28 protein-coding genes and 1 tRNA gene are annotated in these 23,795 nt (G+C 53.0%); 24 read left to right on the forward strand and 5 right to left on the reverse strand.

The window, feature by feature from the left end; all coding sequences use genetic code 11:
- Positions 1 to 2: 2 nt before the first annotated feature.
- On the reverse strand, positions 3 to 1,136 hold the full coding sequence (gene prfB / locus PXC00_RS07475; RefSeq protein ID WP_275844982.1) for a peptide chain release factor 2: 1,134 nt from the start codon (positions 1,134 to 1,136) through the stop codon (positions 3 to 5).
- Between the two features lie 326 nt (positions 1,137 to 1,462).
- Between prfB and PXC00_RS07480 the strand changes: the two genes are divergently transcribed.
- From PXC00_RS07480 to rpsR, 5 genes are all read left to right on the forward strand, one after another.
- Positions 1,463 to 2,506 carry an RING finger protein gene (locus tag PXC00_RS07480; protein ID WP_275844981.1) on the forward strand — a complete coding sequence of 348 codons (1,044 nt, stop codon included), beginning with the start codon at positions 1,463 to 1,465 and terminating at the stop codon, positions 2,504 to 2,506.
- A 66-nt stretch (positions 2,507 to 2,572) separates the two neighbouring features.
- The gene (locus tag PXC00_RS07485; RefSeq protein ID WP_275844980.1) at positions 2,573 to 3,448 is read left to right on the forward strand and encodes a UTP--glucose-1-phosphate uridylyltransferase; all 876 of its coding nucleotides are present in this window, start codon (positions 2,573 to 2,575) and stop codon (positions 3,446 to 3,448) included.
- A 166-nt stretch (positions 3,449 to 3,614) separates the two neighbouring features.
- Positions 3,615 to 3,911, forward strand: a complete 297-nt coding sequence (gene rpsF, locus PXC00_RS07490) for a 30S ribosomal protein S6 (RefSeq protein WP_275844979.1) — start codon at positions 3,615 to 3,617, stop codon at positions 3,909 to 3,911.
- Positions 3,912 to 3,937: 26 nt separating this feature from the next.
- Positions 3,938 to 4,429 carry a single-stranded DNA-binding protein gene (locus PXC00_RS07495; protein WP_275844978.1) on the forward strand — a complete coding sequence of 164 codons (492 nt, stop codon included), beginning with the start codon at positions 3,938 to 3,940 and terminating at the stop codon, positions 4,427 to 4,429.
- 48 nt (positions 4,430 to 4,477) lie between these two features.
- Positions 4,478 to 4,726, forward strand: a complete 249-nt coding sequence (gene rpsR / locus PXC00_RS07500) for a 30S ribosomal protein S18 (protein ID WP_275844977.1) — start codon at positions 4,478 to 4,480, stop codon at positions 4,724 to 4,726.
- 123 nt (positions 4,727 to 4,849) lie between these two features.
- On the opposite strand, the gene PXC00_RS07505 is transcribed toward rpsR, so the two are convergent.
- From PXC00_RS07505 to PXC00_RS07520, 4 genes are all read right to left on the reverse strand, one after another.
- Positions 4,850 to 6,670, reverse strand: coding sequence for a PASTA domain-containing protein (locus PXC00_RS07505; protein ID WP_316934900.1), 1,821 nt, complete (start codon positions 6,668 to 6,670; stop codon positions 4,850 to 4,852).
- A gap of 314 nt (positions 6,671 to 6,984) precedes the next feature.
- Complete coding sequence (locus PXC00_RS07510) at positions 6,985 to 7,170, reverse strand: hypothetical protein (RefSeq protein ID WP_275844975.1); 186 nt, start codon at positions 7,168 to 7,170, stop codon at positions 6,985 to 6,987.
- 77 nt (positions 7,171 to 7,247) lie between these two features.
- Positions 7,248 to 8,249, reverse strand: coding sequence for a choloylglycine hydrolase family protein (locus PXC00_RS07515; RefSeq protein WP_275844974.1), 1,002 nt, complete (start codon positions 8,247 to 8,249; stop codon positions 7,248 to 7,250).
- 155 nt (positions 8,250 to 8,404) lie between these two features.
- Complete coding sequence (locus PXC00_RS07520; RefSeq protein ID WP_275844973.1) at positions 8,405 to 9,391, reverse strand: glycosyltransferase family 2 protein; 987 nt, start codon at positions 9,389 to 9,391, stop codon at positions 8,405 to 8,407.
- 529 nt (positions 9,392 to 9,920) lie between these two features.
- On the opposite strand from PXC00_RS07520, the gene PXC00_RS07525 reads away from it, so the two are divergent.
- The 19 genes from PXC00_RS07525 to PXC00_RS07615 all read left to right on the forward strand — a co-directional run bounded on the left by PXC00_RS07525 (position 9,921) and on the right by PXC00_RS07615 (position 23,786).
- Positions 9,921 to 9,996 (forward strand) — tRNA-Ala (locus PXC00_RS07525).
- Positions 9,997 to 10,454: 458 nt separating this feature from the next.
- Positions 10,455 to 11,660, forward strand: coding sequence for an IS110 family RNA-guided transposase (locus PXC00_RS07530; protein ID WP_275844972.1), 1,206 nt, complete (start codon positions 10,455 to 10,457; stop codon positions 11,658 to 11,660).
- A 241-nt stretch (positions 11,661 to 11,901) separates the two neighbouring features.
- A complete protein-coding gene (locus PXC00_RS07535) occupies positions 11,902 to 12,372 on the forward strand; it encodes an LPD28 domain-containing protein (protein WP_275845081.1) in 471 nt (156 codons plus the stop codon).
- Between the two features lies 1 nt (position 12,373).
- Positions 12,374 to 13,105, forward strand: coding sequence for a DUF4314 domain-containing protein (locus PXC00_RS07540; RefSeq protein WP_275844971.1), 732 nt, complete (start codon positions 12,374 to 12,376; stop codon positions 13,103 to 13,105).
- Positions 13,092 to 14,321, forward strand: a complete 1,230-nt coding sequence (locus PXC00_RS07545; RefSeq protein ID WP_316934901.1) for an antirestriction protein ArdA — start codon at positions 13,092 to 13,094, stop codon at positions 14,319 to 14,321. Before PXC00_RS07540 ends, PXC00_RS07545 begins: the two co-directional genes overlap by 14 nt.
- Positions 14,322 to 14,516: 195 nt before the next feature.
- Entirely contained in the window at positions 14,517 to 14,723 is a 207-nt protein-coding gene (locus tag PXC00_RS07550; RefSeq protein ID WP_086035635.1) for a hypothetical protein, read from the forward strand.
- A complete protein-coding gene (locus PXC00_RS07555; RefSeq protein WP_275844970.1) occupies positions 14,720 to 15,664 on the forward strand; it encodes a DNA adenine methylase in 945 nt (314 codons plus the stop codon). Before PXC00_RS07550 ends, PXC00_RS07555 begins: the two co-directional genes overlap by 4 nt.
- Positions 15,665 to 15,798: 134 nt before the next feature.
- A complete protein-coding gene (locus PXC00_RS07560) occupies positions 15,799 to 16,245 on the forward strand; it encodes an AbrB/MazE/SpoVT family DNA-binding domain-containing protein (protein WP_275844969.1) in 447 nt (148 codons plus the stop codon).
- Entirely contained in the window at positions 16,232 to 16,528 is a 297-nt protein-coding gene (locus PXC00_RS07565) for an AbrB family transcriptional regulator (RefSeq protein WP_456064460.1), read from the forward strand. Before PXC00_RS07560 ends, PXC00_RS07565 begins: the two co-directional genes overlap by 14 nt.
- Entirely contained in the window at positions 16,521 to 17,117 is a 597-nt protein-coding gene (locus PXC00_RS07570; RefSeq protein ID WP_275844967.1) for a hypothetical protein, read from the forward strand. Before PXC00_RS07565 ends, PXC00_RS07570 begins: the two co-directional genes overlap by 8 nt.
- 28 nt (positions 17,118 to 17,145) lie before the next feature.
- Positions 17,146 to 17,745, forward strand: coding sequence for a YodL domain-containing protein (locus tag PXC00_RS07575; protein WP_275844966.1), 600 nt, complete (start codon positions 17,146 to 17,148; stop codon positions 17,743 to 17,745).
- Positions 17,746 to 17,785: 40 nt separating this feature from the next.
- The gene (locus PXC00_RS07580; protein ID WP_275844965.1) at positions 17,786 to 18,355 is read left to right on the forward strand and encodes a hypothetical protein; all 570 of its coding nucleotides are present in this window, start codon (positions 17,786 to 17,788) and stop codon (positions 18,353 to 18,355) included.
- Positions 18,356 to 18,403: 48 nt separating this feature from the next.
- Positions 18,404 to 18,994: a hypothetical protein gene (locus PXC00_RS07585; protein WP_174403171.1), complete on the forward strand. Its 591-nt coding sequence runs from the start codon at positions 18,404 to 18,406 to the stop codon at positions 18,992 to 18,994.
- Positions 18,995 to 19,069: 75 nt separating this feature from the next.
- Positions 19,070 to 20,941 carry a DUF5057 domain-containing protein gene (locus PXC00_RS07590; RefSeq protein ID WP_275844964.1) on the forward strand — a complete coding sequence of 624 codons (1,872 nt, stop codon included), beginning with the start codon at positions 19,070 to 19,072 and terminating at the stop codon, positions 20,939 to 20,941.
- A gap of 74 nt (positions 20,942 to 21,015) precedes the next feature.
- The gene (locus tag PXC00_RS07595) at positions 21,016 to 21,402 is read left to right on the forward strand and encodes a SpoVG family protein (RefSeq protein ID WP_275844963.1); all 387 of its coding nucleotides are present in this window, start codon (positions 21,016 to 21,018) and stop codon (positions 21,400 to 21,402) included.
- Positions 21,403 to 21,453: 51 nt separating this feature from the next.
- On the forward strand, positions 21,454 to 21,684 hold the full coding sequence (locus tag PXC00_RS07600; RefSeq protein ID WP_086035625.1) for a DUF6133 family protein: 231 nt from the start codon (positions 21,454 to 21,456) through the stop codon (positions 21,682 to 21,684).
- Positions 21,685 to 21,689: 5 nt separating this feature from the next.
- Positions 21,690 to 22,106: a prepilin peptidase gene (locus PXC00_RS07605; protein WP_086035624.1), complete on the forward strand. Its 417-nt coding sequence runs from the start codon at positions 21,690 to 21,692 to the stop codon at positions 22,104 to 22,106.
- Between the two features lie 19 nt (positions 22,107 to 22,125).
- Positions 22,126 to 22,971: a Flp pilus assembly protein CpaB gene (gene cpaB / locus PXC00_RS07610; protein WP_086035623.1), complete on the forward strand. Its 846-nt coding sequence runs from the start codon at positions 22,126 to 22,128 to the stop codon at positions 22,969 to 22,971.
- Positions 22,971 to 23,786, forward strand: a complete 816-nt coding sequence (locus PXC00_RS07615; RefSeq protein ID WP_086035622.1) for an AAA family ATPase — start codon at positions 22,971 to 22,973, stop codon at positions 23,784 to 23,786. Before cpaB ends, PXC00_RS07615 begins: the two co-directional genes overlap by 1 nt.
- Positions 23,787 to 23,795 lie beyond the last annotated feature (9 nt).

Raw genomic sequence — 23,795 nt, forward strand, 5'->3', positions numbered from 1 at the left:
ACTTAGTCTTCTGTTGTATAATTGCCGAGCGTACCTTGATTCAATGCTTTCAGGTATGCGTTAATGAATCCATCTAAGTCGCCGTCCATCACGCCGTCCACATTGCCGGTTTCATAGCCAGTGCGGTGGTCTTTCACCATGGTGTAGGGCATAAAGACATAAGAACGGATCTGTGAACCCCATGCAATTTCTTTCTGCACACCTTTAATATCTTCAACCTTTTCAAGATGCTCTCGTTCTTTAATTTCGAGCAGCTTGCTTTTCAGCATTCGCATGGCCACATCGCGGTTCTGATACTGGCTGCGCTCCACCTGGCATGCCACAACAATACCAGTTGGAATATGCGTCAGGCGGACTGCGGAACTGGTTTTGTTAACCTTCTGACCACCTGCACCGCTGGCACGGTAAACATCCATTTTAATGTCCGCCGGATCAATCTCAACCTCAATTGTGTCGTCAATTTCCGGCATAACCTCCAGCGATGCAAACGAAGTGTGCCGACGCCCGGAAGCATCAAACGGTGAAACGCGCACCAAACGATGAACACCGTTTTCCCCTTTTAAGAACCCGTAAGCGTTTTCCCCTTCAATCAGAATACTTGCGCTTTTCAAGCCCGCCTCCTCGCCGTCTAAATAGTCCAGCAGCTTGACGGTATAGTCATGGCGTTCGCTCCAGCGGTTATACATCCGATAAAGCATTTCAGCCCAGTCCTGTGCCTCTGTGCCGCCGGCACCGGCATGAAAGGTCAAAATGGCGTTTTTCGCGTCATACTCCCCTGTCAGCAAGGTCTGCAGACGCTGGCGCTCCAGGTTGTTTGTCAGTTTCTTGACTTCTCCTTCTGCTTCCGGCAGCAAAGAAAGATCACCTTCCTCGTCCCCCAGCTCGCAAAGAGCATTTGCATCCTCCCAAAGACTGCGCAGCTTTTCATAAGATTCGATTTTAGCTTTCAAGTGAGCAGAACGCTGCAAAATTTTTTGAGACTTCTCCATGTTGTCCCAAAAACCCGGCTCGCTCGCCTTCATGTCCAATTCCTCGATTTCGCTGCGCATTGCTTTCATGCCCAGCGCATCTTCAAGATCATTTAAACCGGGAAGCATCTCCTGCAGAGACTGCTTCAGCTCCTCAAATTGCAGCATATCTGTTTTATCCTACTTTCCTAAAAATCTTTTCCGTAAACCCGCCGCACTGTTTCACATAGATTTCACTGGCCGTACATACAGCGGTAATGATTCTGCATATAGTAAGTATTATATTCTATTTTCTCCCGCTTGTAAAGAAAGGAGGTCACCCGCACGTCCGGACTGATGATATCCTTTGCCCGGCACAAACGAACTGTGCAATTTATGAATAGAATTAAAACTTCTGTTTGAAAACTTGCAGTTTGTTACAAAAGACTATACAATAAAAAGATATCATGCCGTTCTGCGGCAAAACGTTTCAAAAAGTATGGGAGGAAAAATTTATGACCGATTTTACCGGAGTAAATTGTCCTGTATGCAACAAGCCGTTTCACCCAGGGGACGATATTGTCGTCTGCCCTGTTTGCGGTGCGCCTTACCACCGTGCGTGCTATAAAGAAGTTGGGCACTGTGTATTTGAAGAAAAGCATGGTACAGCTGAAGCCTGGCAGCCCCCTAAAACGAAAGCTAAAGCTGAGGAAAGCGTGCGCTGCCCCCGGTGTGGACATGACAATGCGCCTGATGCGTTGTTCTGCGAACACTGCGGTGCTTCCCTGACCAGCCGAGAAGAAGATTCCTCTGCACAAAACCCAAACGTTGGTCAGTCAGACAGTTCCTTCCCCGGTGGGTTTTCCCCATTCGGTTCCGGCTCGCAGCCCAACGGCTGGCCTTACGGTTCGGCGCCGTTTGTTTTTGACCCCATGGCTGGCATTGACCCTGACACAACCATTGACGGCGAAAAGGCAGGCGACCTTGCAAAAGTGATTCAGAGTAATACCACGTATTATTTGCCAGTTTTTATGAATCATGAAAAATACCGCAAGCGGCGCTTCAATTTTGCAGCGCTCCTGTTAGGCGGTGGTTGGCTTCTGTATCGGAAAATTTACGCATTGGGAGTTGCCATCAGCACAATCGCGTTGGCTTTGGAAGTTGCCGTTCAGTTTTTCACGGCAAAGTTTTCCTCACCGATTCTCATGCGTATGATGAGTGACTTGGGCATTGCCGGAACCAGTTCCTTAAATATGGCGCAGCTCTACCGGGTTGCCGAAAAGATTACATTACTGCCCGCTTCGCAGCAATTCCTTTTTCTGCTTCCCAATCTTCTCTCTCTGGCTATTTTCATCATTCATCTGGTGCTCGGCATTACCGCCAACAATCTATACCGGAAGCACTGCGTGAAAACGATTCGGCAGATTCAAACCACACTGCCAAACAACAGCGACCTGCTGATTCACTATCAGGAAAAGGGCGGTGTAAACACAGCCCTTCTCTTTATTGTCCTTGTGTGCTATTTAATTGCAAATAACTCCATATATTTTATGTTATAATTTTGTTTAAAAAGTGCGTGGATTTTTTCACGCCGTTTATTTTATCAATTTTTGGGAGTGAATCGTATGAAAATCACAAAAGCAGTTATCCCCGCAGCCGGTCTTGGCACGCGGGTATTGCCTGCCACGAAAAGCATGCCAAAGGAAATGCTGCCGATTGTCGATAAACCTGCCATTCAGTACATCGTTGAAGAGGCCGTTCGTTCCGGAATTACTGATATTCTCATCGTCACGAACCGTGGCAAGGGATTGATTGAAGACCACTTTGATCGTGTTCCGGAACTGGAAGCAAAGCTTGAAAAGGGCGGCGCACAGAAGGAAGCCATTCTCAAAGAAGTTGCAGGAATCGCGCATCTGGCCAATTTCTATTTCGTCCGCCAAAAAGAAACACTTGGTTTAGGACATGCCATCAGCCGCGCGCGTTCTTTTGTTGGCAATGAGCCGTTTGCTGTCTTATACGGCGACGATGTGATTATTGGCGAAGACCCAGCGTGCGGACAGCTGATTCGTGCTTATGAGGAATTCGGAAAGGGCGTTCTTGGTGTTAAAAAAGTTTCTCCCGCGGATATTTCCAAATATTCTTCGCTTAAGGTAGAACCGCTGCACGACAATTACTTTAACTGTACGGACATGGTGGAAAAGCCGGCTCCTGACAAGGTTCTCAGTCTGTATTCCATTCTCGGTCGCTGCATTCTGCCACCAGAGATTTTCGACATCATTGACCAGACACCGCCCGGTGCCGGCGGAGAAATCCAGCTGACGGATGCCATGCGCACACTGGCTCGCTCCAAAGGAATGGTCGCAGTCGATTATTCTGGCAAGCGCTATGACATGGGCAATAAGTTGGGCATCCTGCAGGCGCAGGTAGAAGTCGGTCTGCAGCATCCGGAACTGGGAACGGCGTTCCGTGCATACCTGAAAGAGCTTTCCAAAACATTGTAAGGTACCAATAGAAAATCCGTCAAATAAAACAAGCCTGTTTCGTGTGAAATTCCTTGACGAAACAGGCTTGTTCTGTTATAATAAACTGCGTTAGTCTTTGCGGACTGACGCATCCTTGCTCCGGAACAAATCCGGGGCCATAAGTCCAAAAGGAGGTGCTTATTCAATGGAAGAAATCAAAAATGCTTACGAAACCGTATTCATCCTCTCCAGCAAGCTGGACGAACAGTCCACTGCCGCTTTGGTGACAAAGTTCAAGGATCTGATTGCGGAAAACGGAACAGTAGACGGTGTTGACGAGTGGGGCAAGCGCAGACTTGCTTATGAAATCAACAAGGAAACCGAAGGGTATTATGTGCTGATTAATTTCACCAGCGTGCCGGCTTTCACTGCCGAACTTGACCGTATTTTCAAAATCACCGACGGCGTTATCCGTTCCCTGATTATCCGCAAAGAAGCCTAAGTCATGCTGCGAAAGGGGTGTGAAAAATGCTGAATGTTGTTGTACTCATGGGTCGCTTGGTTGCAGATCCGGAATTGCGGCACACACCGAATGACGTGGCTGTTACCACGATTCGAATTGCTGTTGACCGCAGTTATGCAAAGGCTGGCGGTGAAAAGCAGACAGACTTCATCGATGTAACTGCTTGGCGCCAAACCGCTGAGTTCGTCTGCCGCTATTTCACAAAGGGCTCTATGATTGCCGTACAGGGTGCCCTGCACGTAGATAATTATACAGACCGTGACGGAAATAAGCGCACCCGCTATGATGTACAGGCCGACAACGTAAGCTTCTGTGGAAGCAAACGCGAGTCCGGAACGTACGACGGCGGTGGTGCCTCTTACGGAAATCCCCCGCAGAAAAACGCTTATCAGCAACCCAGCGCCCCCGCAGCGCCCGCGCCCGCCGCACCGGCTTACTCCAGCGGTGACACCGGCGACTTCCAGGCTCTTCCGGATGACGATGACTTGCCGTTCTAAAAATGCAGAAAATGATTCTGAACGATTCTTGAAGGAGGTTACAGAACTATGGCTGAAAGAGACAGAGAAAACCGTCGCGGCGGACGTAAGGGTCGTCGCAAGGTTTGCAGCTTCTGTGTAGATAAAGTCGAAAGCATCGACTACAAGGACGTTGCAAAACTGCGCCGCTTCATTTCGGAGCGTGCAAAAATCCTGCCCCGCCGTGTAACAGGCACCTGCGCCCGTCACCAGCGTGAATTGACCGTCGCAATCAAGCGTGCACGTCATATTGCACTGCTTCCCTTTAGCAGCGACTGATGCTGCAGAAGGTATGTTAAAAAGGAATCCTTTCCAAATGGAAAGGATTCCTTTTTTGTTGCATTGCAAAGAAAAAGGACACAGCGTTTTCGTTTAAACGCTGCACCCTATTAATACCCTTTATTATCCGTCATCCTCATCACTATCATCTGTGCTTGCAGGACCCGAACTGACAACGATGGTAACTGAATACTGATAATACTGCTGGCTGCCGGCTGTCAAACCGCCGCCGTAACCAATCACTTCTCCCGTGTTTACGGAGTCACTGGCTTTCTCCTCTTTCCCATCAGGTACAAAACCGGCGGCTTCCACAGCGGATTTTGCATCTTCATAAGACATTCCGGTGATATTCGGTAACGTACGCATGGCTTTACCACGGCTGACTGTCACAGAAATCGCGGAGCCTTTTACCATTTTACCGGATCCGGGTTGCGGTGTCTGAGAAATAATGCAGCCTTCCTGAATGCTGTCGCTGAATTCCTTACTGGTTTGTACGACCTGGTAATCGCTGGTGTTGCTCAAGCTGGAGAAACGTTTGCCAATTAAATTCGGAACATCAATCTGCTCAGAACTTAAAGAATTTGTACTCGACAATGCCGAAGACACCTGCGAAGAACTGGAGGAAGCACCATTCTTAGAAGTCGCTGCGTCATCAGATGCGGCAGCTCCGGACTGGATTCCTTTTCCGGCCACACCGCTTCCGGCATCAACCGCAGATGCTACAGAGGATGACGTCCCGACCGCAGAGCTGTTTTGACTGCCTGACGTTTCCGCACGCGAAGCCTGATACAGCACCGCACCAATTGTCACGGCAACCAAAACGGCAACGCAAGCAAGAACAATCCACACGAAACGAGGAATCGATTTTTTCTCTTCCTGCTGCTCCTCCTCTTCCCTGCGCGCGCGCTCTTCGCGGTCTACCGAATCATCATACGGACTCGGAATACGGCGCAGGCTTTGTGTTTCTTCCAAAGAAGCTGTTGCAGTCGGTGCCGCCGAAAGTTCAGCCCGAAAGCGTTCGAACGTCTGCGTGCGTTCCTCCGGCTTCACCTGCAGTGCATTGGCAAGCGCGGTAACCACATGCGGCGGAATGCTGCGCAACGTACTGGCCGGCAGCAGCAGACGCGGATCTCGCAGGCGTTCCGGTGCACTTTTGGGCAATACGCCGGTCAGCATGAAGAACAGCGAAGCTGCCAGTCCGTAAACATCCGTATACTCACCCAGTTTACCGCCAGACTCATACTGCTCGACGGCGGCACACCCCCGCACAAAGTCCGGTGTCAGCCCACTGTCCGCAACCCGCACGGCCGAAGAAGAAAAGCTGCTCAGCTGCATACTGCCATCCGGCATGATGCGCAGCGTATCCGGAGAAATACCGTAATGCCCCACGCCGGAAGCATACATGGCAGATACCGTACTGATAACCGGCATCACCAATTTCCAAGCAGCATTCCAAGAAAGGGAGCCGCCGCTGCGCTCAACAAATTCACGCAGAGCCAATGCCTCTGCCCATGGAGAAATGGCGTAAGCTGTATAATTTTCTTCAAAAATGTCGAAAATATCCGTAACCGCAGGCTGCTCATGAAATTTAGCAACTGCCTCTTGATACGTGATAAATTCATTCAGGAATTCGTCAAACAACACTTCGTTTCCGGCAATAACGGCGATATCCGCACTGCCGTCCATACGCGCACAGATTTCTTTGGGAAAGAACTCATGAATCTGTACGGCGCAAAGCTGCTGCAAATCGAATCCGATATAAGTAAAGCTCTCATTGTCTGTCTGTTTCACCCGACCGACCATGTACCGTTCCTGCAAAACTGTGCGATAAGGCAAAGCGTCCTTGTGCTGTGGCTCATCCTCAGAAAAGCCACAGTGCGGGCACTGCGGTTTTCCCTCTGTGTCAGACATGCAATTCATGCATAGATGTTCATAGCCTGTCATAGATGCCTGCTCCTTTTAACTGGATTGCCATACAAAACAGACGCAGGGTCCTTGGCAGCTTTCCGCCCGGAAATCGACTGGCAAGGCCCTGCTTCTTTCCCTTTGCCACCAGTTTGACACCCGGCGGAAAGGTATATATATTTGTACAGCGAAACTTTTCATGACAAATTTATAAAAAGTCTGATTTCAATAGAGTATATTATACCACAATTTGCAGTTTCAAATCAAGTTACAGCATTCGCGCAGAAGGTTACACTTCTGTTTCTTTTTCAAAAAAAGGGCGGTCAGGGGATTTTTCCCCGCCCGCCCTTCGGTCACTCCCGCAGTTTGTACTCCATAATGCAGTCACGGAACTCGTCTTCATTTTGGATATCCCGGCTCAAAATTGCCCGCTGCGTGTCCTCTGGCAGGGCAAGAAAGTAGTCCTGCAAATCCGGCGTACTGTTAAAAAAGCGGCTGTACAGAAACGGGTACTGTCCGGCATAAAGCGGATTATCCATCGAAATCACCTCAACCGTAGTATTTCCGATTTTTGTCCGCTATGAGCCGGTATTATCTGGTATTTATATGCAAGTATCTAAGCCGAGTAAGCTGTGGCAAAGGCGTGTGCGTCCGCAAGATTTCCCAGGGAAAGCAGTTTTGACGTCTCCGGACGGCTGTCCAAGCTGACTGTCCAAACCTGCGCATGATCATAAGTATTAAAATAATAGGTATTTTTGTTTAAATCTATAAACGCTGTATACTTTGTATAATCTTCGGTATTCAGAAAAGTTCGAACCAACCCTTTCAGCACCTTGACCGTATCCGCAATATGAAAGCAGGAAGATACGGTTTGAGCCGTATTCAGTGGGGTTGCGATATGCGTTTTAATAAAAGCTGCCCGGACAAAACGTTCCGGCGAGGTATAACCGCCGGGCAATAGTGTTGTTCCCGCACCCTGCCCAAATGGAGACAAATGTACCGTACCCCAACAGGTCTCCTGCGGCTGCCGCGGAGAAACACCCAGATAGTTCCGCAGATTGGTCATATGCCATGTAAAGTCAGGACTGTTCGCCAAAACGCCAAGCGGATTTTCATAGCATTTAAGTTCCCCGTTAACAGGCTCCAGAACTACACAGTGGTTTCCACGATCCGCCGCAATCCAGTGCAGCGGCGCCACGGAATGTGTGACAGGATCTTTTAAGCCCACCACGCGAATCTGAGAAATCTGTTTCTTCAGGTCATCAACGGAACTGCAGTTTCCTAATAAGTACCGCAGAAACTCTAAAGATGCAAGGCTGCGTTTTCCACTCTGCGATGTATCACCTTCCGCATACGCAGCGTATCCGGCAAAATAGAGGGCTGCAGCGGCAAATCCCCGCTCATTGACACCGTCAAACAGACCCAGCAAATCGTCCTTCTGCTGCCCAATGGCCAAAAAGCGATAAGCCGTTTTCATATTCTTCTGATTCAACGCATTCTTCCAAACGTCATTTCGCGGTGAAAGAAACATGGTTGGTTCAATTTCATGGGAAAAGTCCATATTTCGTCCAAAGAAATGATCCAAAGCAAGTGACTGCAGCGTAATCGCCGTACACATAAAATCCTCTCCCCTGTTTTACGACTCATGGGCACTGTTCTATGTGTATGCAGCGGGGTTCCTCTTTATAGCAACCCGGCTCGGAATTTGTATCCACCCGGAAAGTTTTTTAAAAAAGCGGATGACTTTTCTGCCATCCACCTGTAAGCAACAAGCTAATGCCGCTGATTCCAAGGAAACTTCTTCCCACTTCCGGGGCGATACATCCAAGGTACGGTCTTCCAAAGCATGATTTTCTTTTTAAGCGCCGCATCTGTGTTTTTGCCGGTAATCAACATTTTATCATATCCGCCGTGCCGCAAATACAGATTTACCGTGCCGTAGCTGCAGCCTTCCCGCAGCAGAATGTCAATACAGGAAAAAATCACTTCCGGTATTCTCTGCTCCTGAAACAGGGCAATCAACTCCGCACTGCCGCACTTGCTGGTATGCAGAACATCCAAAATACGAACCATCGCGTCTACGCGCTGCAGAATTTCCCGCCCGCAAGGCGCTGTTTTCCCCCGGTGCAGTTCATGCGCGGTATCACGCCGTAAAAGCAGCGGTGCCTGCGCCGCAACATTGCAGAGGAGCATACACCGCAGAACGAATTCTTCTGCATAGCCGTAGCGGCAGGTTTCCGCAAATTGAATATGATTTTCTGTTAAAAATCTGGCGCGCACAAGCATGGCTGAAATGTCAATCTGCAGTTCGCGCTTTAAAAGCTGACGTACAAAATCGACATTTTCCGGCCCGGTACCGGGCAGCCGCTTTGCCGCACGTTTTTTGGCATCTTCCGACATACAGCCAAAAACAACATCTGCACTCGTCCGCAGCGCGGTCTGATAGTAATTGTTCAAAAAGTTGACATACAGTCTGCGTGCAAAAAGGAACGACACATAGGCCCCATGCACACGCGCCAAGCCGGTGTTCAGCGCGGCGGCAATCGTCGCATCCCCATTCTGTACCACACAGCCGCGCAGTTCCGCAGCGTGCAGTGCCTGTACGGCCTGTAAAACTGTACTGTCAGTGGAGCCGATATCCACGATAATCAGTTCTGACGGAATGTTCACAATCTGCGGTGACAGGAACTGCAGAATCCCGTCAATTTCCCGTTCGACATTGCGCACGGGTAAAATCAAGGTTAAAGCAATGTCAGACATTTGTGCCCCTCCTCAGGTGGATTCCTCTGCCGCAGGGTCTGAAGAATCATCCGCTTTTGCAAAGTAATCGAAATGGCATGGCATACTGCCGTTTTTTCACAATCATTTGGTATCTCTCATAAGTAAACACATCACCAAGCGCCGGATTTTTTTCCCATGCGCACGTGGTTTCCGATGCGGGAAAGAAAGCTGACAAAAGGATTACAAAGGAGAATGACCAACATCTGTGCAGACGAAGCATCATTCATAAATGCGCCAATCCCCTAACCAATTCCGCTGAGCAATCAAAGATTATGATATAATTTTAACAGGAAAGCGATTTGAATGCAATATCAAAAAAATTAGAAAAAAAGCTTGCATTTTCTGATTTTCTATGCTATTATATACGAGTCGTTTTTAGCAGCGGCTTTATGGGGCATTAGCTCAGCTGGGAGCGCAGGGCATCCGGTAAGCAACACCTCAGAGTCAGGAACAAATGAAAAATCGAATAACCCGGAAAGCCGCATCAATAAAGGGCTTTCCAATATTTGGGGGTATAGCTCAGCTGGGAGAGCGCCTGCATGGCATGCAGGAGGTCAGCGGTTCGATCCCGCTTATCTCCACCAAAAACAATAAGCCACAAGGCCAAAACCTTGTGGCTTGCGTTTTATCTACGGCGACCGGACACTTGATAAATATCAGGGAAATGCGGAGATCAGTCATCTCATGATGGGTAATCCCTGATATCCTCATTTTCATAGAGCGATCCCATTACCAAAAGCGAGGAAAGAGCTATGTTTTCCAATTGGAGGACATAGCTCTTTTTGGTACTATAAAAGCGTAGATGTAAGACGCCGACGGGCGTTTCACATTTGCGCTTATTCTTTTACAATAAGAGAGTAATTGGTCCGGCGCGGCGCTTTTTGGAGCGAAGCCTCCGATATAAAAACTGCCGGCCATCCCTTATTGTAAACGTTCGATTAAGCAGGTTGAAACCCTACGGGGCTTTCGCGTAACGAACCAAACTGAATCGCAATAAGCGCAGATGGGCAACAATTACAAACATCTATTCAGGAGGTTCGGAATGATCAGTGTAGGTATCGACGTGTCAAAAGAAAAGAGCACTGTCTGCATCCTAAGGCCATACGGCGAGGTGGTTGCGTCGCCTTATGAAGTAGCACACACCGCGCCAGAGGTGAAATCGTTAACTGACCGTATTTGTTCCCTGGAGGGCGAGGTAAGAGTGGTGATGGAGGCGACCGGCGGGTATCACCTTCCGCTGTTGGCTGTTCTTAAACAGGCGGGGGTGTTCGTCAGCGTCATCAATCCGCTTGTCATGAAAAAATACGCCTCGGCAACTCTTCGCAAAGGAAAGACCGACAAGCTGGACGCAGTGCGGATTGCCAACTTTGGCATAGACAACTGGTTCAAGCTGACGGATTACTCAGCGCCGGAAGAAGTCTATGCCCAGCTCAGGATGCTCGGGCGGCAGTATTCCCATTACATCACCATCAAAATTGAAAGCAAGCTTGCCCTGACGGATTTGCTTGACCGGACGATGCCGGGCATCAAAAAGCTTCTCAGCGGAAAACGGTCCGAGGAACCCACAAAAGACAAGCTCTGCGATTTTGTCGAAGAATACTGGCATTATGACAACATCACGAAAAAGAGCGAGCTTCGGTTTATCAGTGATTACTGCCGCTGGGCAAAAAAGAAGGGATACCACGCAAATGAAACCAAGGCGAGGAAAATCTTTGCCATGGCCCGCGACGGTATCCCTACTTTGCCCTCCAGCGCCGCATCGACCAAAATGTTAACGCTGGAAGCGGTCAGAGTCCTTCGGGAAATCAATCGAACTCTGGAAACTATTTTAACACAAATGCAGGAGCTTGCAACCACGCTGCCCGAATACGAGGTGGTACACGCCATGAAAGGCGTGGGCGACGTTTTGGCTTCCCGCCTCATTGCGGAGATCGGCGACGCGCGCCGTTTTCACAGCGGCAGCGCTCTGGTCGCCTTCGCCGGCATCGATTCGCCGCCGTACCAGTCTGGCGGCTTCATGGGCACACAGCGCAGAATTTCCAAGCGAGGCTCGGCGTTGCTGCGCAAAACCGGTTACGAAGTGATGAAATGCCTCAAATCCACAAAGCCTTCACAAGATGCCGCTGTCTACCTCTTTATGCTGAAAAAGGAGGCTGAGGGCAAACCGAAAAAAGTTGCTAAGATAGCGGCGCTGAACAAGTTCCTGCGTATCTATTATGCTCGTGTAATGGAAGTTTACAGAAGCTGAAGCTTTTCTATGTATGTTCTTGGCCAACTGCCCCCTGCCGTTGGCCTGCTTTGCTATATCCAAAATCAAATATTCACTATTTTAAAACCCGCTGAGAAAACTCTTGACTTTCCTTAGCAGGTTTTTATATCCAAACGCGAAAATCCTAATAATCGCGGGCGTTATAAAAATGGAGTAGCTATTCCGTTCTCTTCGTGGTATCTTGTGTGCTTGACAAATCAAAAGAAGGAGATGAATATTGGTGAGCGTAAACGCCAGAGAAGAAGAATATGAGCATGTGGAGCTGTTCGGCCGGCCCGCGCTTTTCACGAATTCCCGCATTGACCGCGGCACCGTGCCGGAAGGCTTTCACTGCTATGACCTGCGCGGCTCGGACCGCGACCCCGGAAAACCGACGACGGTGGAAAATCGGGTGGTCGTCAATCACGCCGGTACGGTGCTGACAGCCGAGCCAATCACCATTCCCAGGGAGGGCTTTCGCCGATTGCGCGGTGGGCGGCAGAACTATGGCTACATCGTGGAAACGGAGCATTACCGCTATTGCCTGCGGTGTAATCCCGGTCCCGGAGATTATCAGGCGTACCTTGCGGCTTTCGATCTGCGGGTACAGAGGATGAATATGAAACAGAAAACGCCCGCGCAGGATTGCGGCCTTGAAGATGGAATCGGGGATCAGACGCCCGAACAGGGCATCACGATGGGAGGCTTATGAAATGAGACAGCATCCGAAATGGCTGGAGTTTTTACGCGAGCAGTACCCGCCGGGCACACGTATCCGGCTCGCACAGATGAACGATCCCTATTCCCCCGTGCCGCCCGGCACCGAGGGGACGCTCGAGTACATCGACGACGCGGGCCAGTTCCAGATAAATTGGGACAACGGCCGCACCCTCGCGCTCATCCCCAGTGAGGATCACTTTTCCGTCATTCCGCGGCCGCTCCAGACTCTCAAGCTCTACATGCCGCTCACCGTCACCACCTATGAGCGCGACGAATACGGCGACATGGACAACGATCCCGTCGAGCTTGACAGCCGGACGGTCCTTCCCTATGAGGATTATATCCTCGCCGCCATTCTGAAGGAGCGCGCGCTGGAGGAAGCGGAGCGCGGCCTCATGAAATACTATGGCGCGGACGACGCTGTAAACGACAAGGTGCGGTCTTATGTTTTCACGGTGGAACGTGTCCAGGGCCAATTGATGGGAGTCGCTGAGTGCCGCATCAAGAGCGAACTGACAGCTGAGGAACTGGAACGGCTCAAGGGGAACATCTCCGGCCAGGCGTCCGATGGGTTCGGGGAAGGCTTCGAGCAGCGGCCGATCAAGACCCCGGACGGTGAGATTTACGTCAGCCTGTGGAGCAGCGAGAAAGGCTGGAACATCATGACGCAGGATGAGCTGGAGCGGAGCCAGCAGATGGGAGGCATGCGGCTTGATCAACAATAAAAGAATCATGGAGCTGGAGATCAGCCGTCCCGGTACGTTCGGCTCGAATACTTCGTCGACAATTGCGTTGCCCGCCACCCCCTATGAGCTGTTGGATGCACTGGACAGGGCGCGCGTGACCGACGAACGGGTTATCTACTCCACGGAAATCCTGCGCTGCGAGCTGGACTACCTGCCCCAATTTCTCAGCCCCAGCTCCAACCTGTATGAAATGAACCATCTCTCCCAGCGGCTGGCCTCACTCAGCGATTGGGAGCTGGACTGCTTCGAAGGGATGGTGATGATGGATGCTATCCAGAACAGCTATGCTTTGATCCCTGTGGAGCGGCTGATCAACATGACCGTCAGTATGGAGCACTGTCAGATCGCCTACGAAGCACACAACGACGAATCCCTCGGCAAATTTTATGCGGAAAACGGCTTCGTGCCGCAACTGGACAGCCTGCCGGACAATATCTACGCATGGCTGGACTTCGGCAAGATCGGAAAAGAGATGCGCGAGGGCGAAGGCGGCGTCTTTACCCCGCACGGCTATGTGGTGCAGAACGGTATGATCGCGCGGCTGTATCAGAGCGGAGAGGCCGTCCCCGCCGAGAAGCCGGACTACACGGTGCTCCTGCGCGTGACCAAAGGGCATTTCAACGATCCCGAATCTGACAACGGTCTCTCCGCGCTCCTGAAGCTGCCCGCCGGCGATCAGAAGCTTTTTCACGCGGTGAAAGAGGCGGGCGCGGCGTCGCCGGAGGAATGCTCGTTCGCCGCCGCGGACTGCGCCGTTCCCCAATTGACGGAGAAAATCACCGACGAGCTGGAAGCCACGAACGGCGGCTGCTACGGTCTGGTCAATGAGCTGGCAGGACAGCTACGGCATCTTGACCGCGAGGGCGGCGTCCCCATTTGCAAGGCGATGCTGATGTCGGCGCCCAGGGACATCTCTCTGGAGGAAGCGCTCGACCTCGCGTATCAGACTGACGAATTCAGGCTTCTGCGGGAGACCGCGACCCCTGCGGATTACGCGAAAGCGGAGCTTGCGAAATGTACGATCCCGCTGAAAAAAGAACTGTTTGCCAGCGATGCTGCCCTTTGTTACTACGGTGAAAAGCTCATGGAGCACGACAAGGCTTCCTCTACCGAATACGGCATTCTCGTCGCACGGGGCGGTCAGACGGTGGAACAGTGCCTGAACCGACCCGAACCGCAAATGGAAATGAGGTAAATGAATCATACTTTTATCCAGAGATGTGCAACCGTAAACAGAATAAACTTTGCGTCGCCTTTTGATTTTAACGAAGATCAAAAGGCACTTTTTTGTTTCAGGAGGAAAAGTGTTGGCAGGACAATCGAATACGGTTAACAAACGGCGCCGCCTTTGCAAAAAGGCAGCGCCGCTTCCGTTATAAGGAGATGAACCATGGATCAGAAAACAAAAGAAAATCCCGGAACAGGATCGGCGGGCCCTCCGAAGCCGGTAACCCTCCCGCTTCCCAAAGAGCTGTCCCGCTGCAAAGGCTGCCCGTACCCCGGAATCGGCTTCATCTGCTGGAACACGGACGGGACCTGCATACGCACGGATGAGGAAGAAATGAACCGCCGCGATGGAAGAAGGCGGCGCAAGTGAACAGCATCATCAGCTGGATCGGCGGGAAGAAAGCCCTGCGCGACCAGATCTACCAGCGGATGCCGATTCAGATAGGACGATATGTCGAGGTGTTCGGCGGGGGCGGCTGGGTGTTGTTCGGACGAAGGCCCGACTCCGCTATGGAGGTGTATAACGACTTCAATGCCAATCTTGTCAACCTTTTTCGCTGCGTCCGCGACCGCCCGTTCGCGCTTCTGAAGGAACTGAACTTTCTGCCCCTTAACGGGCGGGACGAATTCGGCGTCCTCAAAAGGTACCTCGAAAAAGAGGAATTCACCAGCCCTTACCTGAAAGAGGAACTGGAGATCGCCGAGCGTTACCTGGCTCCTCCGGAGTATGAGGAAATCAAGCCGATCCTGCTCGAAAACGCAACGATGAATGACGTCAAGCGGGCCGCGGCCTTTTACAAACTCGTCCGCCTGAGCTACGGCAGCGGCTGCACCAGCTACGGCTGCCAGCCCTTCGATATCCGCAAGACCTTTCATTTGTTGTGGGAAGGCAGCCGGAGGCTCCGCGACACGGTTATAGAGAACAAAGACTTTGAGGCCCTCATCCGGCAGTACGAGCGGGATGACGCCTTCTATTATTGCGACCCGCCGTATTACCAGACGGAAGGTCATTACGCCGTGGCGTTTGGTCTCGAGGACCATTACCGTCTGCGGGACACGCTCGCTTCCTGCAAGGGGAAATGGCTGGTGAGCTATAACGATTGCGCATTCATCCGTGAGCTCTACCATGACTTTCAGATCGAGGCGGTCAGCCGCCTGAGCAACCTTGCCCAGCGGTATGACGGCGGCTGCGAATACGCCGAAGTCCTTATCGCCAACTATGACACCAGTGAAAGACTGCGCGAACTGCCGGTGCAGATGAACCTCTTCGGTTCGTCCGACGCTGGCCTTTTTTGCTATGCAAAAGCATAGCAAAAAATAAATTCAACCGCGCCACATGCGCGAAAACTCCATGCGCTCCCGCCTCGTTTGCATCCATCGTGGCGCGCGATAATCCGCGCATGAAGTTTTATGACCAAACGGCCCAAATCAAGGAGGAAAATGCAATGAGATTACTTGAAACCAGCGCCGCCGTCGACCAGAAAGGGCGCCTCAGAATTCCCGAGGAAGTCTCCATTCAGCTGGAGCTTTCCCCCGGCGATGAAATCCGTGCCCTGATCTGCGACGATTCGCACACTCTGCAGGCTCTGTGGCGGGAGTTCGTTTCCCGTCACGGCGTGGAGGATGAACAGGATCCGGCTGACAACGAGGCTTTGGAGGAAGTTGTGCTTCCCGGGGAGATGCTGGCGCAGGCGGGGTTCCGCGCCGGCGACGGGCTTGACGCCGTCTGCGGCGAGCGGAAGATCGTCATTACGGCCTCGGACGAAGCGCCCGGCCGTCTCGACCCTCTTGACAGCCTGCCGGACGATCTGCGCAGGCTGTGCGGTGATCTCGGATTCAACCCCGGCACGGTTCGGAATGTGATGTGGGAAGGAGGTTATTTCCGTGAATAAGCCGATTTACAAGATTCTCGACGCCAAGGGGCGCGTGCTGATCCCGCGGGAAGCGCGCTCAGCCGCGGGCATGGACTACGGCGACATTGTCCGTCTGGATGTTCAGAACGGCCGGGTGTCGGTCAAAAAGATCAACATCGTCGAGGTTGGGGACAAATCCCCAGAGGCGGTGGAAGCATTCGTGCACGCCGCCATCCGGGAGATGCCGGAGGAAAGCCAGATCGCCATCGCCGTCCGACTGCTGGAACTGATCCAACAGAGAAAGGAAGGCCGCCATGGATGAGAAACCGGTCTATAGTGAGGAAGACTGCGTCCAAACCGGAACCGGCATGTTCATTGCCGGAACTGTGGTCGTCCTCAAGCCGGAAGCACTGTCAAAAAATCAGCGCGGCATCCGTCAGCTTCTCTTCTGCGAAGGTGGGTGGGGCAGCGGCCCGGACGAGCCCGACGGTTCTTCCGTGCGCGCTGTTTCCCTCGCCAACGGGGAATGTGTTCGCCGGAAACGCAGCGAGATCCTTGGGTTGCTGAAAACCGAGCTGCTTCCCGACCAAGCGCGGCTCCAGCTGTCACAGATCCGGCCTCTGGATTCGGAGGTCCCCAAGGCGCCGCAATTTTTCGGTTACTGCTTCCTGCCGGACGGGCGCTATGCCGCGGGTGTTCCTCTTTCCGATGAGATGGAGGTGCGGGAGTACATCGACACGCAGCGCGGATACCAGCACCGCGTCATGATCTGCGACAGCGAAGACAGCTGTGTATTCGAAATGACCGCTGGTAAGGTCATTTTCCCTACACAGGAGGACATCGAGCGCTTGAATGAAGAACAAACGCTGTCGGACGCGCCCGTATCCGGCGGGATGGAAATGAAACCGTGAATTTCCGAGAAAGTGAGGCGATCCGGCAATGAAGAATATTGAAATCCGAAACGGCCGCGTCCTGTATTACGGCAATGAAGCGGGCTATGTGGAAAACGGCAGGGCCGTGGTCGACCCCATCTTCCAAAGCGATGAGCTCTCGGACTTTCTTACAAAGGAGAAGCTCGAGACTCTATGGACCAACGGTGTATACGACCGGCTCACTGCCGCGAGAGAAACCACAGCGGCAGGCGCGGAGGTCCCCGCAGCCGGGCGGGCCCATGGTTTCCCCGACCGCCCGCCGCTGAAAAGCTGCCGGATATGGCAGTTGAAGCCGGACGTGGATGTCCGCATGAAATTCGTCGGCTACGACGAGCTGCTGAAGAACTTCGGCGAGCCGGATCCCGGCAATTACCAGATTGCCTACGACGGGCAGGTGGAAACCAACGATCTGGAGGAACTCTACACCAAATTCAACGTCGATCATCCGCCCGGCTATGAGGGGCACAGCCTTTCCATGTCGGACGTGGTGGAGCTGTACGACGAAACGGGCAGCTCCTTCCACTATATCGACCATTTCGGCTTTAAAGAGATCGGATTTGGCCCACCCGGGCAGGAGATGCGCCAGGGACCCGCCCTGAGTCCTTGAAGAGCGCTACAAAATTTCAAACAAAATACGGAGGTGTGGAATGAACCACGAAAACAACGACGAAAAGGAAAAAAATAAAAAGCGCAAAAGGGTGCTGCCGATTATCCTGCTCATCCTTTTGCTTGCGATCATCGGCATCACCTTTTCTTTTTGCCATGCCGGGACACCGAATGGTGGCGGCCCGTCCCCATCCAGCCAATCGGCCCCTTCTTCTTCCCTCGACGATAACGGCAACGCCTTACCGGGCGGGTACGTTCCCAAATCCCGGCAGGAGATCCTGTCCGAGCTGCGGAAAAAGGAGGTCGTAGTCACCGACAAGGTGAGCGAGCAGATCGCTTTTTCAAGCGGCGTCAAGGGAACAGTCGGCACATGGGCGGTGGAGAACCCGGCATCCAACAAGGTGATTGAGCAGTGCGCTGTCATACTGAACGGACAGACCGTCGCGGAATCGGTGCCGATCTATCCCGGCCAGCATATTGAGCAGATCACCCTCTCCCAGAAAGTAGCCTCCGGTACTTACGACGTCATCGCAAATATCAAATATTACAGCACGGATACCAAGTCACTGCTTGGTCAGGCGGATTACCGCCTCAAGCTCACCGTTTCATAAAGCCGGATTTCCGGCTTACAATCAGATTTATAAGGAGGATTCCCCATAATGAAAAAGGGTATCAAAAAACTGCTTGCGGGCATCGTCACCCTCGCTATGCTTTCCCTCGCGGCGGTTCCGGCGTTTGCCGCGACCACCACAACCGACTCGGGAACCGGCAGCGTCACCGGCTCTGTAACCATCAACGGCTCCATTTCGCCGCTGACGATCAGCGTGACGCACCCCATCAACGTCGCCTACGCCATCAGCCCCGACACCGGCACATTCACTTCGCCGGACATCGGGATCACCAACAACACCAAAACGGCGGTCAACGTCACTGTTCAGTCCCTCACCGCGGCATCCGGCGGTACGCTAACCTTCACCGATGTCGACCCCGCGTCCAAGTCGTGGAATACACTGAACAACGCGGATTCCAAAAAATACATCGCGCTCGGCGTGAAAGCGAAGGACTCCACCGGCTGGAACTCCGGTTACAGCACCGCCACCCATTGGGCGACCACCCCGTCGCCGCTGCTGGTCGGATCGCTGAATCCCGCCACGACCGGGATCCTGACGCTTACGGCGGATTACGGCCTTGCCTTCGACGCAGCCTACACCGCAAACCACAGCCTCGTGTTCCTATTCCAGCTCACATAACCGATAACGGACAGGCGGTCGGAAGCATACAGCTTCCGGCCGCTATATGTCCCCGGAAAGGAGGTCAAACTCTTCATGCATCGCTTCAAGCGCCTGCTTAGCATCCCGCTCCTTGCCTGCTTCCTGCTGTTCTCGTCTGCCTTGCCCGGCATCACGGCCTCCGCGGCAACCACCCTGACACTTTCTGCAACGCCGAATCCCGCAGCAAATTATGTTGCTTTGAGCTGGACAAACAGCGACAAAAGCCAGCCGTACAGCTACATGCTGTACAGCAAATCATCCCATGATTCGACGTTCCAAAGTATTCCATCAAAGGCCAGCGTGAAAGTGCTGAACATCTACCCCGACGTGACGCCGACCGTGACCTTTACAACGTGGCAGGGGCAGAACTATACCCTTCCGAAATCCGCATCGCTGAAAATATGGATGGAAACTCCGAACCAATACGACCCCAAAGGCTTCGGCAAAGGCTTGATTTCGGTCGACCCTGTATCCATCACCAGTTTCAACGCAAGCCCAAATTCATACCTGAAAAATTCAGATGGGACTTATAAGTACGATACCCTCTATTTCGGGGCGTGGGACGCTTTTGCCAGCGAGGATCTCTCCGCTGCGGCGGAAACCGTTACCGATGCTTTCATAAAAACCGGCAGAGGGGTTCTTTTCGGACATGATACGATGGTGAATAACGACACCATCTCCATGCCGAATTTTTTTAAGCTGGCCCATTACTGCAATATTCAGACCATCAGCCATTACACGATACTCGGTAATACGCAGATCAAGGTTTTCAAAAAAGGCTTGCTGACCAACTACCCCTGGCAGGTTGGGGGCATCGGCACGGTGCTGAACGTGCCGATGTCTCACTCCAACCAGATGGCCTTCGGCGACATCTGGATGACCTACCAGCAGCCTTTTACCTATCCGAACAGCACCCTTGTTACCTCGGGTCTGGGCACCAACAATTTCTATCTCACCAGTTGGAGCAATGCCGCAATGATCCAGACAGGTCACTCCAATGGCGACGCTACCCCCGATGAGCAGCGGGTGACGGCGAACACGCTTTTCTATTTAAGCCAGATCACCACCGATACGAGTTGGTCTGATCACAAGGGGCAGGATCTGGACGCACCGGATGCGCCAGCCATTTCAGGCATCACCCATAATTCCGGGCGAACACAATACACGGTCAGCTACTCCTCGCAGGACAATGCTACTGGTTATCAGTATTATGTGGAAAGCACCGGTGAAAACGATGGTATGAAATACGATTCGCCTACCATCAGTACCAGCATCGAAAGCGGGATGAAGGGTTACTCCATTGCCGTCGACAATAACCCATCCGGGGTTCCTGACGGCTCCATCACCACCACAGCAGGAAGTTACACTTTTGCGCGGCCATCCGGCAGCGGTTTTTATGTTCACATTGCCGCTGCCGACAACGTAGGAAATGTTTCAGCAGTCTCGACCTATCATGTGGACGAGCTCGTTTCCGTCACACATCCGGTCAGCGTCGGCTATGCGATCAACCCCAACAGCGCGGCTCCTTTTACGGCGCCAGATGTCCAAATCGTCAACAATTCCACGATCCCCATTCGGGTTTCCGTTCAAAGCCTGTCCGCATCCACCGGAGGCTCGCTCACGCTGAACGACGTATCGCCCTCCAAGTATGCGGACTGGAGCAAGCTGACAACCGTGCAGACCAGATCGAATATTGCCCTCGGGCTTGGGATCAGGGAAACAGCAGCCGGAAGCGGCACATGGTCGGAGATCGACCGGACAGCCCCGCTCTATGCCTCAGATATCACAGACAAGACTCCTCTCGGTGTCCTGAACCCCAACGGCGCCGCGGGAACACTGGAGTTAACGGCGAAATACGGTCTTGCCTGGGATAAAGCCTACACTTCGGTTCACAGCCTTTCGCTGTTTTTCGATCTTACAGATTGAAAACGGATTTCTTCCACTGACAGCGGAAGGCTGTCTTTTTATACCCAAATTTGAAAACACAGGAGGAACAAGTCATGAGTGAACTGCAGAATGTACCGGCCGCCGCCCCCGAAAGTTCGGCGCAGCCCATGCAGGTGGATGTGAAAATCGGCTCCATCCGGCCGGAGGGCAATGTCAAAGCCTACGCTTCAGTCAACCTGAACGGCTGCTTTGCTATCCGTAATGTCAAGGTGCTCGAAAGCAGCAAGGGGCTGTTCGTGAGCATGCCGAGCTACCGGGCCGGGAACGGCGAGTACCGGGACATCTGCTTCCCGGTCACCAAGAAATTCCGGGAGCAGCTCAACGGCGCGGTGCTGGACGCCTATCACCAGGCGCTGATCCAGGGGCAGAAGGAAGCCCTCAGGCAGCATCTTCCCGAGGCTCCGAAGCAGGAAGCCGGAATGCAGATGGCGGGCGTGTGACGCCCGCCATCTTTTCGCCCCAAAGTATAAACAGAATAACGGAGGTATGTCATGAAAAAGAAAATATCCAGCGCGAAAAAGGAGTTCGCGTGCAAGCTGCTCCGGTTTTATGCCAGAGTATCCTCCCGGAAGGCGGAAGGATTCGTTGACAGCGCCATCAAAATCCTGATTGCCGTCGTCATCGGTGCGCTGCTCCTCGCCGGCCTGTATGCCCTGTTCGGCAATACGATTCTGCCGACCGTGACCCAGCGGATCAAAGATATGTTCAATTATGCCGGGTAAAGGCCATGGTCTGGATACGAACCGCCGCTTTTTTTCTTCTGCTGTCGGCGGCTGCTGCCGGCGATCTCAAAAACAGGGAGATCCCGAGGGGCGACATTCCCGGCATATTCCTGGCCGGGCTCCTCGTCTTTAACCCGATCAGGCTGCTCGGCGCCCTCGCGGGCGCCCCAATTTTTATCCTCGCCCTGATCTGTAAGGACAGGCTGGGTTTCGGAGACGTATGGCTGACAATCGCGGCCGGGTCCGTCGTTGGATTTGAGCATGGGCTGTGGGCACAGATCATCGCCTACAGCTCCATGCTCTTTTTTTACGTTGGCTGTCGGATCTATCGGAAGTACAGGCCGCATGGAAAGGTGCTGAACCAGCCGTACCCCCTTGCGCCTTTTATCTCATTCGGCTTTATCGCGGCCTATTTTCTATGAATATTGGAGGGATTATCTCGTGAGCTTTTTCAAAAACCGCACCGTTCTCGGGGCGCTCTGCATTTTGCTTTCACTCCTCATTTGCTTTGCGGTCACGCCCCTTTTTAACGCCGGGGTTTCGCATAAGACAAGCATTGTGCGCGTCACGAAGGACATCCAGGCCGGGCAGCAGATTACCAAAGACATGGTGCAGACGTTGGAAGTCGGCGGTTACAACCTGCCTTCAAATGTACTGAAAAGCCCGGACAGTGTTGTCGGAAAATACGCCGCCGCAGAGCTCGTTCCCGGCGACTATATCCTCAGCATGAAAGTCACCGGAACTCCTACCGTGTCAAACGCCTATCTGTCGGCCCTGAACGGGAGCAGGCAGGCTATTTCCGTGACGCTTAAAACCCTTGCGGAAGGGGTTTCAGGCAAACTGCTGCCGGGAGATATTGTGTCTGTCCTCGCCCCGGACTACCAGAACCAGGGCAGCACCGTCACTCCGAAGGAACTGCAGTATGTGGAAGTCATCGGCGTGACCACCAGTGAGGGCGCGGATGCCAATGCAAACATCGGCCAGAACGCATCGTCGGGCGGCACAACGACGAATGATGCGAAGAATCTGCCAAGCACCGTCACCCTGCTGGCGACACCGGAGCAGAGCGCCATCCTCGCGGGGCTGGACGCGGACGGGAAACTGCACCTTGCCCTTGTCTACCGGGGCAGCAAGGACAACGCTCAGAAATTCCTGGACGCACAGGACAAGGCCCTGAAAGAGCTGTACCCGGACGCCTCCAGTACGGCGCTGACGGATTCCTCCGGCCCGGCTCAGGAAAGCAGCTCTTCCCAGACCGCCGCTTTCTCCGGCGAGGGGGGACAGTAATGTTCCATTTTCAGACCGGAAGCCTTTTCTCCCGGAGCTCCGGCGCGTCCAAGGCGGATCCCGAGCCGGAGCCTTCCGCACAAATTCTGGCCGTATGGGGAAGCCCCTCCTCCGGAAAAACCACGGTCAGCGTCAAGCTGGCCCAATACCTGACGGATCAGCGCCGCAACGTGCTGCTTCTGCTCTGTGACAGCACGGTTCCCATGCTGCCCTGCATCTGCCCGCCCGCGGACCTTGAGTGCGAGTGCTCCCTTGGGAGTGTCCTTGCCGCTTCGCATATCACCGCAAGCCTGATCCGGCACAACTGCATCACCCATAAGCGCATCAGCCACTTGAGTATTCTCGGAATGCGCAAAGGAGAAAACGTCTTTACCTACCCGCCATATACCTCCGAGCTTGCGGCGGAACTGATCGCCGGTCTGCGGGAGGTCGCGCCCTATGTAATCATCGACTGCGGCAGCGCCATCGCCCATGACATCCTGTCAGCGGTGGCGCTCATGGAGTCCGACGCCGTTCTGCGGCTGGTTGGTTGCGATCTGAAATCCGTCAGCTACCTGTCCTCCCAGCTTCCGCTCCTCAAAGATAACAAATGGGATGCGGAGAAGCAGTATAAGGCGGCAAGCAACATTAAGCCCAATCAGGCCAGCGAAAACATGGAACAGGTTCTCGGAAACGTTGCGTTCAAAATTCCACATTCCGACGAGCTGGAAAGCCAGATGCTCGCCGGAGATCTGTTCCGGGAGTTGTCGCTCAAGGAGAGCCGGGGCTTTCGCAGGGAAATTCAGAAAATCAGCAAGGAGGTGTTCGACGTTTGAAGCCCATTC

Origin of the sequence: Caproicibacterium argilliputei (genome assembly GCF_029211325.2) — a bacterium.
In the GTDB taxonomy this organism is placed as follows: domain Bacteria; phylum Bacillota; class Clostridia; order Oscillospirales; family Acutalibacteraceae; genus Caproicibacterium; species Caproicibacterium argilliputei.

What these genes read in the sequence shown, in the direction of transcription:
- prfB (WP_275844982.1), bottom strand. Translation starts at nt 1,136, where the DNA reads ATGCTGCAATTTGAGGAGCTGAAGCAGTCTCTGCAGGAGATGCTTCCC.
- PXC00_RS07480 (WP_275844981.1), top strand. Translation starts at nt 1,463, where the DNA reads ATGACCGATTTTACCGGAGTAAATTGTCCTGTATGCAACAAGCCGTTT.
- PXC00_RS07485 (WP_275844980.1), top strand. Translation starts at nt 2,573, where the DNA reads ATGAAAATCACAAAAGCAGTTATCCCCGCAGCCGGTCTTGGCACGCGG.
- rpsF (WP_275844979.1), top strand. Translation starts at nt 3,615, where the DNA reads ATGGAAGAAATCAAAAATGCTTACGAAACCGTATTCATCCTCTCCAGC.
- PXC00_RS07495 (WP_275844978.1), top strand. Translation starts at nt 3,938, where the DNA reads ATGCTGAATGTTGTTGTACTCATGGGTCGCTTGGTTGCAGATCCGGAA.
- rpsR (WP_275844977.1), top strand. Translation starts at nt 4,478, where the DNA reads ATGGCTGAAAGAGACAGAGAAAACCGTCGCGGCGGACGTAAGGGTCGT.
- PXC00_RS07505 (WP_316934900.1), bottom strand. Translation starts at nt 6,670, where the DNA reads ATGACAGGCTATGAACATCTATGCATGAATTGCATGTCTGACACAGAG.
- PXC00_RS07510 (WP_275844975.1), bottom strand. Translation starts at nt 7,170, where the DNA reads ATGGATAATCCGCTTTATGCCGGACAGTACCCGTTTCTGTACAGCCGC.
- PXC00_RS07515 (WP_275844974.1), bottom strand. Translation starts at nt 8,249, where the DNA reads ATGTGTACGGCGATTACGCTGCAGTCACTTGCTTTGGATCATTTCTTT.
- PXC00_RS07520 (WP_275844973.1), bottom strand. Translation starts at nt 9,391, where the DNA reads ATGTCTGACATTGCTTTAACCTTGATTTTACCCGTGCGCAATGTCGAA.
- PXC00_RS07530 (WP_275844972.1), top strand. Translation starts at nt 10,455, where the DNA reads ATGATCAGTGTAGGTATCGACGTGTCAAAAGAAAAGAGCACTGTCTGC.
- PXC00_RS07540 (WP_275844971.1), top strand. Translation starts at nt 12,374, where the DNA reads ATGAGACAGCATCCGAAATGGCTGGAGTTTTTACGCGAGCAGTACCCG.
- PXC00_RS07550 (WP_086035635.1), top strand. Translation starts at nt 14,517, where the DNA reads ATGGATCAGAAAACAAAAGAAAATCCCGGAACAGGATCGGCGGGCCCT.
- PXC00_RS07560 (WP_275844969.1), top strand. Translation starts at nt 15,799, where the DNA reads ATGAGATTACTTGAAACCAGCGCCGCCGTCGACCAGAAAGGGCGCCTC.
- PXC00_RS07570 (WP_275844967.1), top strand. Translation starts at nt 16,521, where the DNA reads ATGGATGAGAAACCGGTCTATAGTGAGGAAGACTGCGTCCAAACCGGA.
- PXC00_RS07575 (WP_275844966.1), top strand. Translation starts at nt 17,146, where the DNA reads ATGAAGAATATTGAAATCCGAAACGGCCGCGTCCTGTATTACGGCAAT.
- PXC00_RS07580 (WP_275844965.1), top strand. Translation starts at nt 17,786, where the DNA reads ATGAACCACGAAAACAACGACGAAAAGGAAAAAAATAAAAAGCGCAAA.
- PXC00_RS07585 (WP_174403171.1), top strand. Translation starts at nt 18,404, where the DNA reads ATGAAAAAGGGTATCAAAAAACTGCTTGCGGGCATCGTCACCCTCGCT.
- PXC00_RS07590 (WP_275844964.1), top strand. Translation starts at nt 19,070, where the DNA reads ATGCATCGCTTCAAGCGCCTGCTTAGCATCCCGCTCCTTGCCTGCTTC.
- PXC00_RS07595 (WP_275844963.1), top strand. Translation starts at nt 21,016, where the DNA reads ATGAGTGAACTGCAGAATGTACCGGCCGCCGCCCCCGAAAGTTCGGCG.
- PXC00_RS07600 (WP_086035625.1), top strand. Translation starts at nt 21,454, where the DNA reads ATGAAAAAGAAAATATCCAGCGCGAAAAAGGAGTTCGCGTGCAAGCTG.
- PXC00_RS07605 (WP_086035624.1), top strand. Translation starts at nt 21,690, where the DNA reads ATGGTCTGGATACGAACCGCCGCTTTTTTTCTTCTGCTGTCGGCGGCT.
- PXC00_RS07615 (WP_086035622.1), top strand. Translation starts at nt 22,971, where the DNA reads ATGTTCCATTTTCAGACCGGAAGCCTTTTCTCCCGGAGCTCCGGCGCG.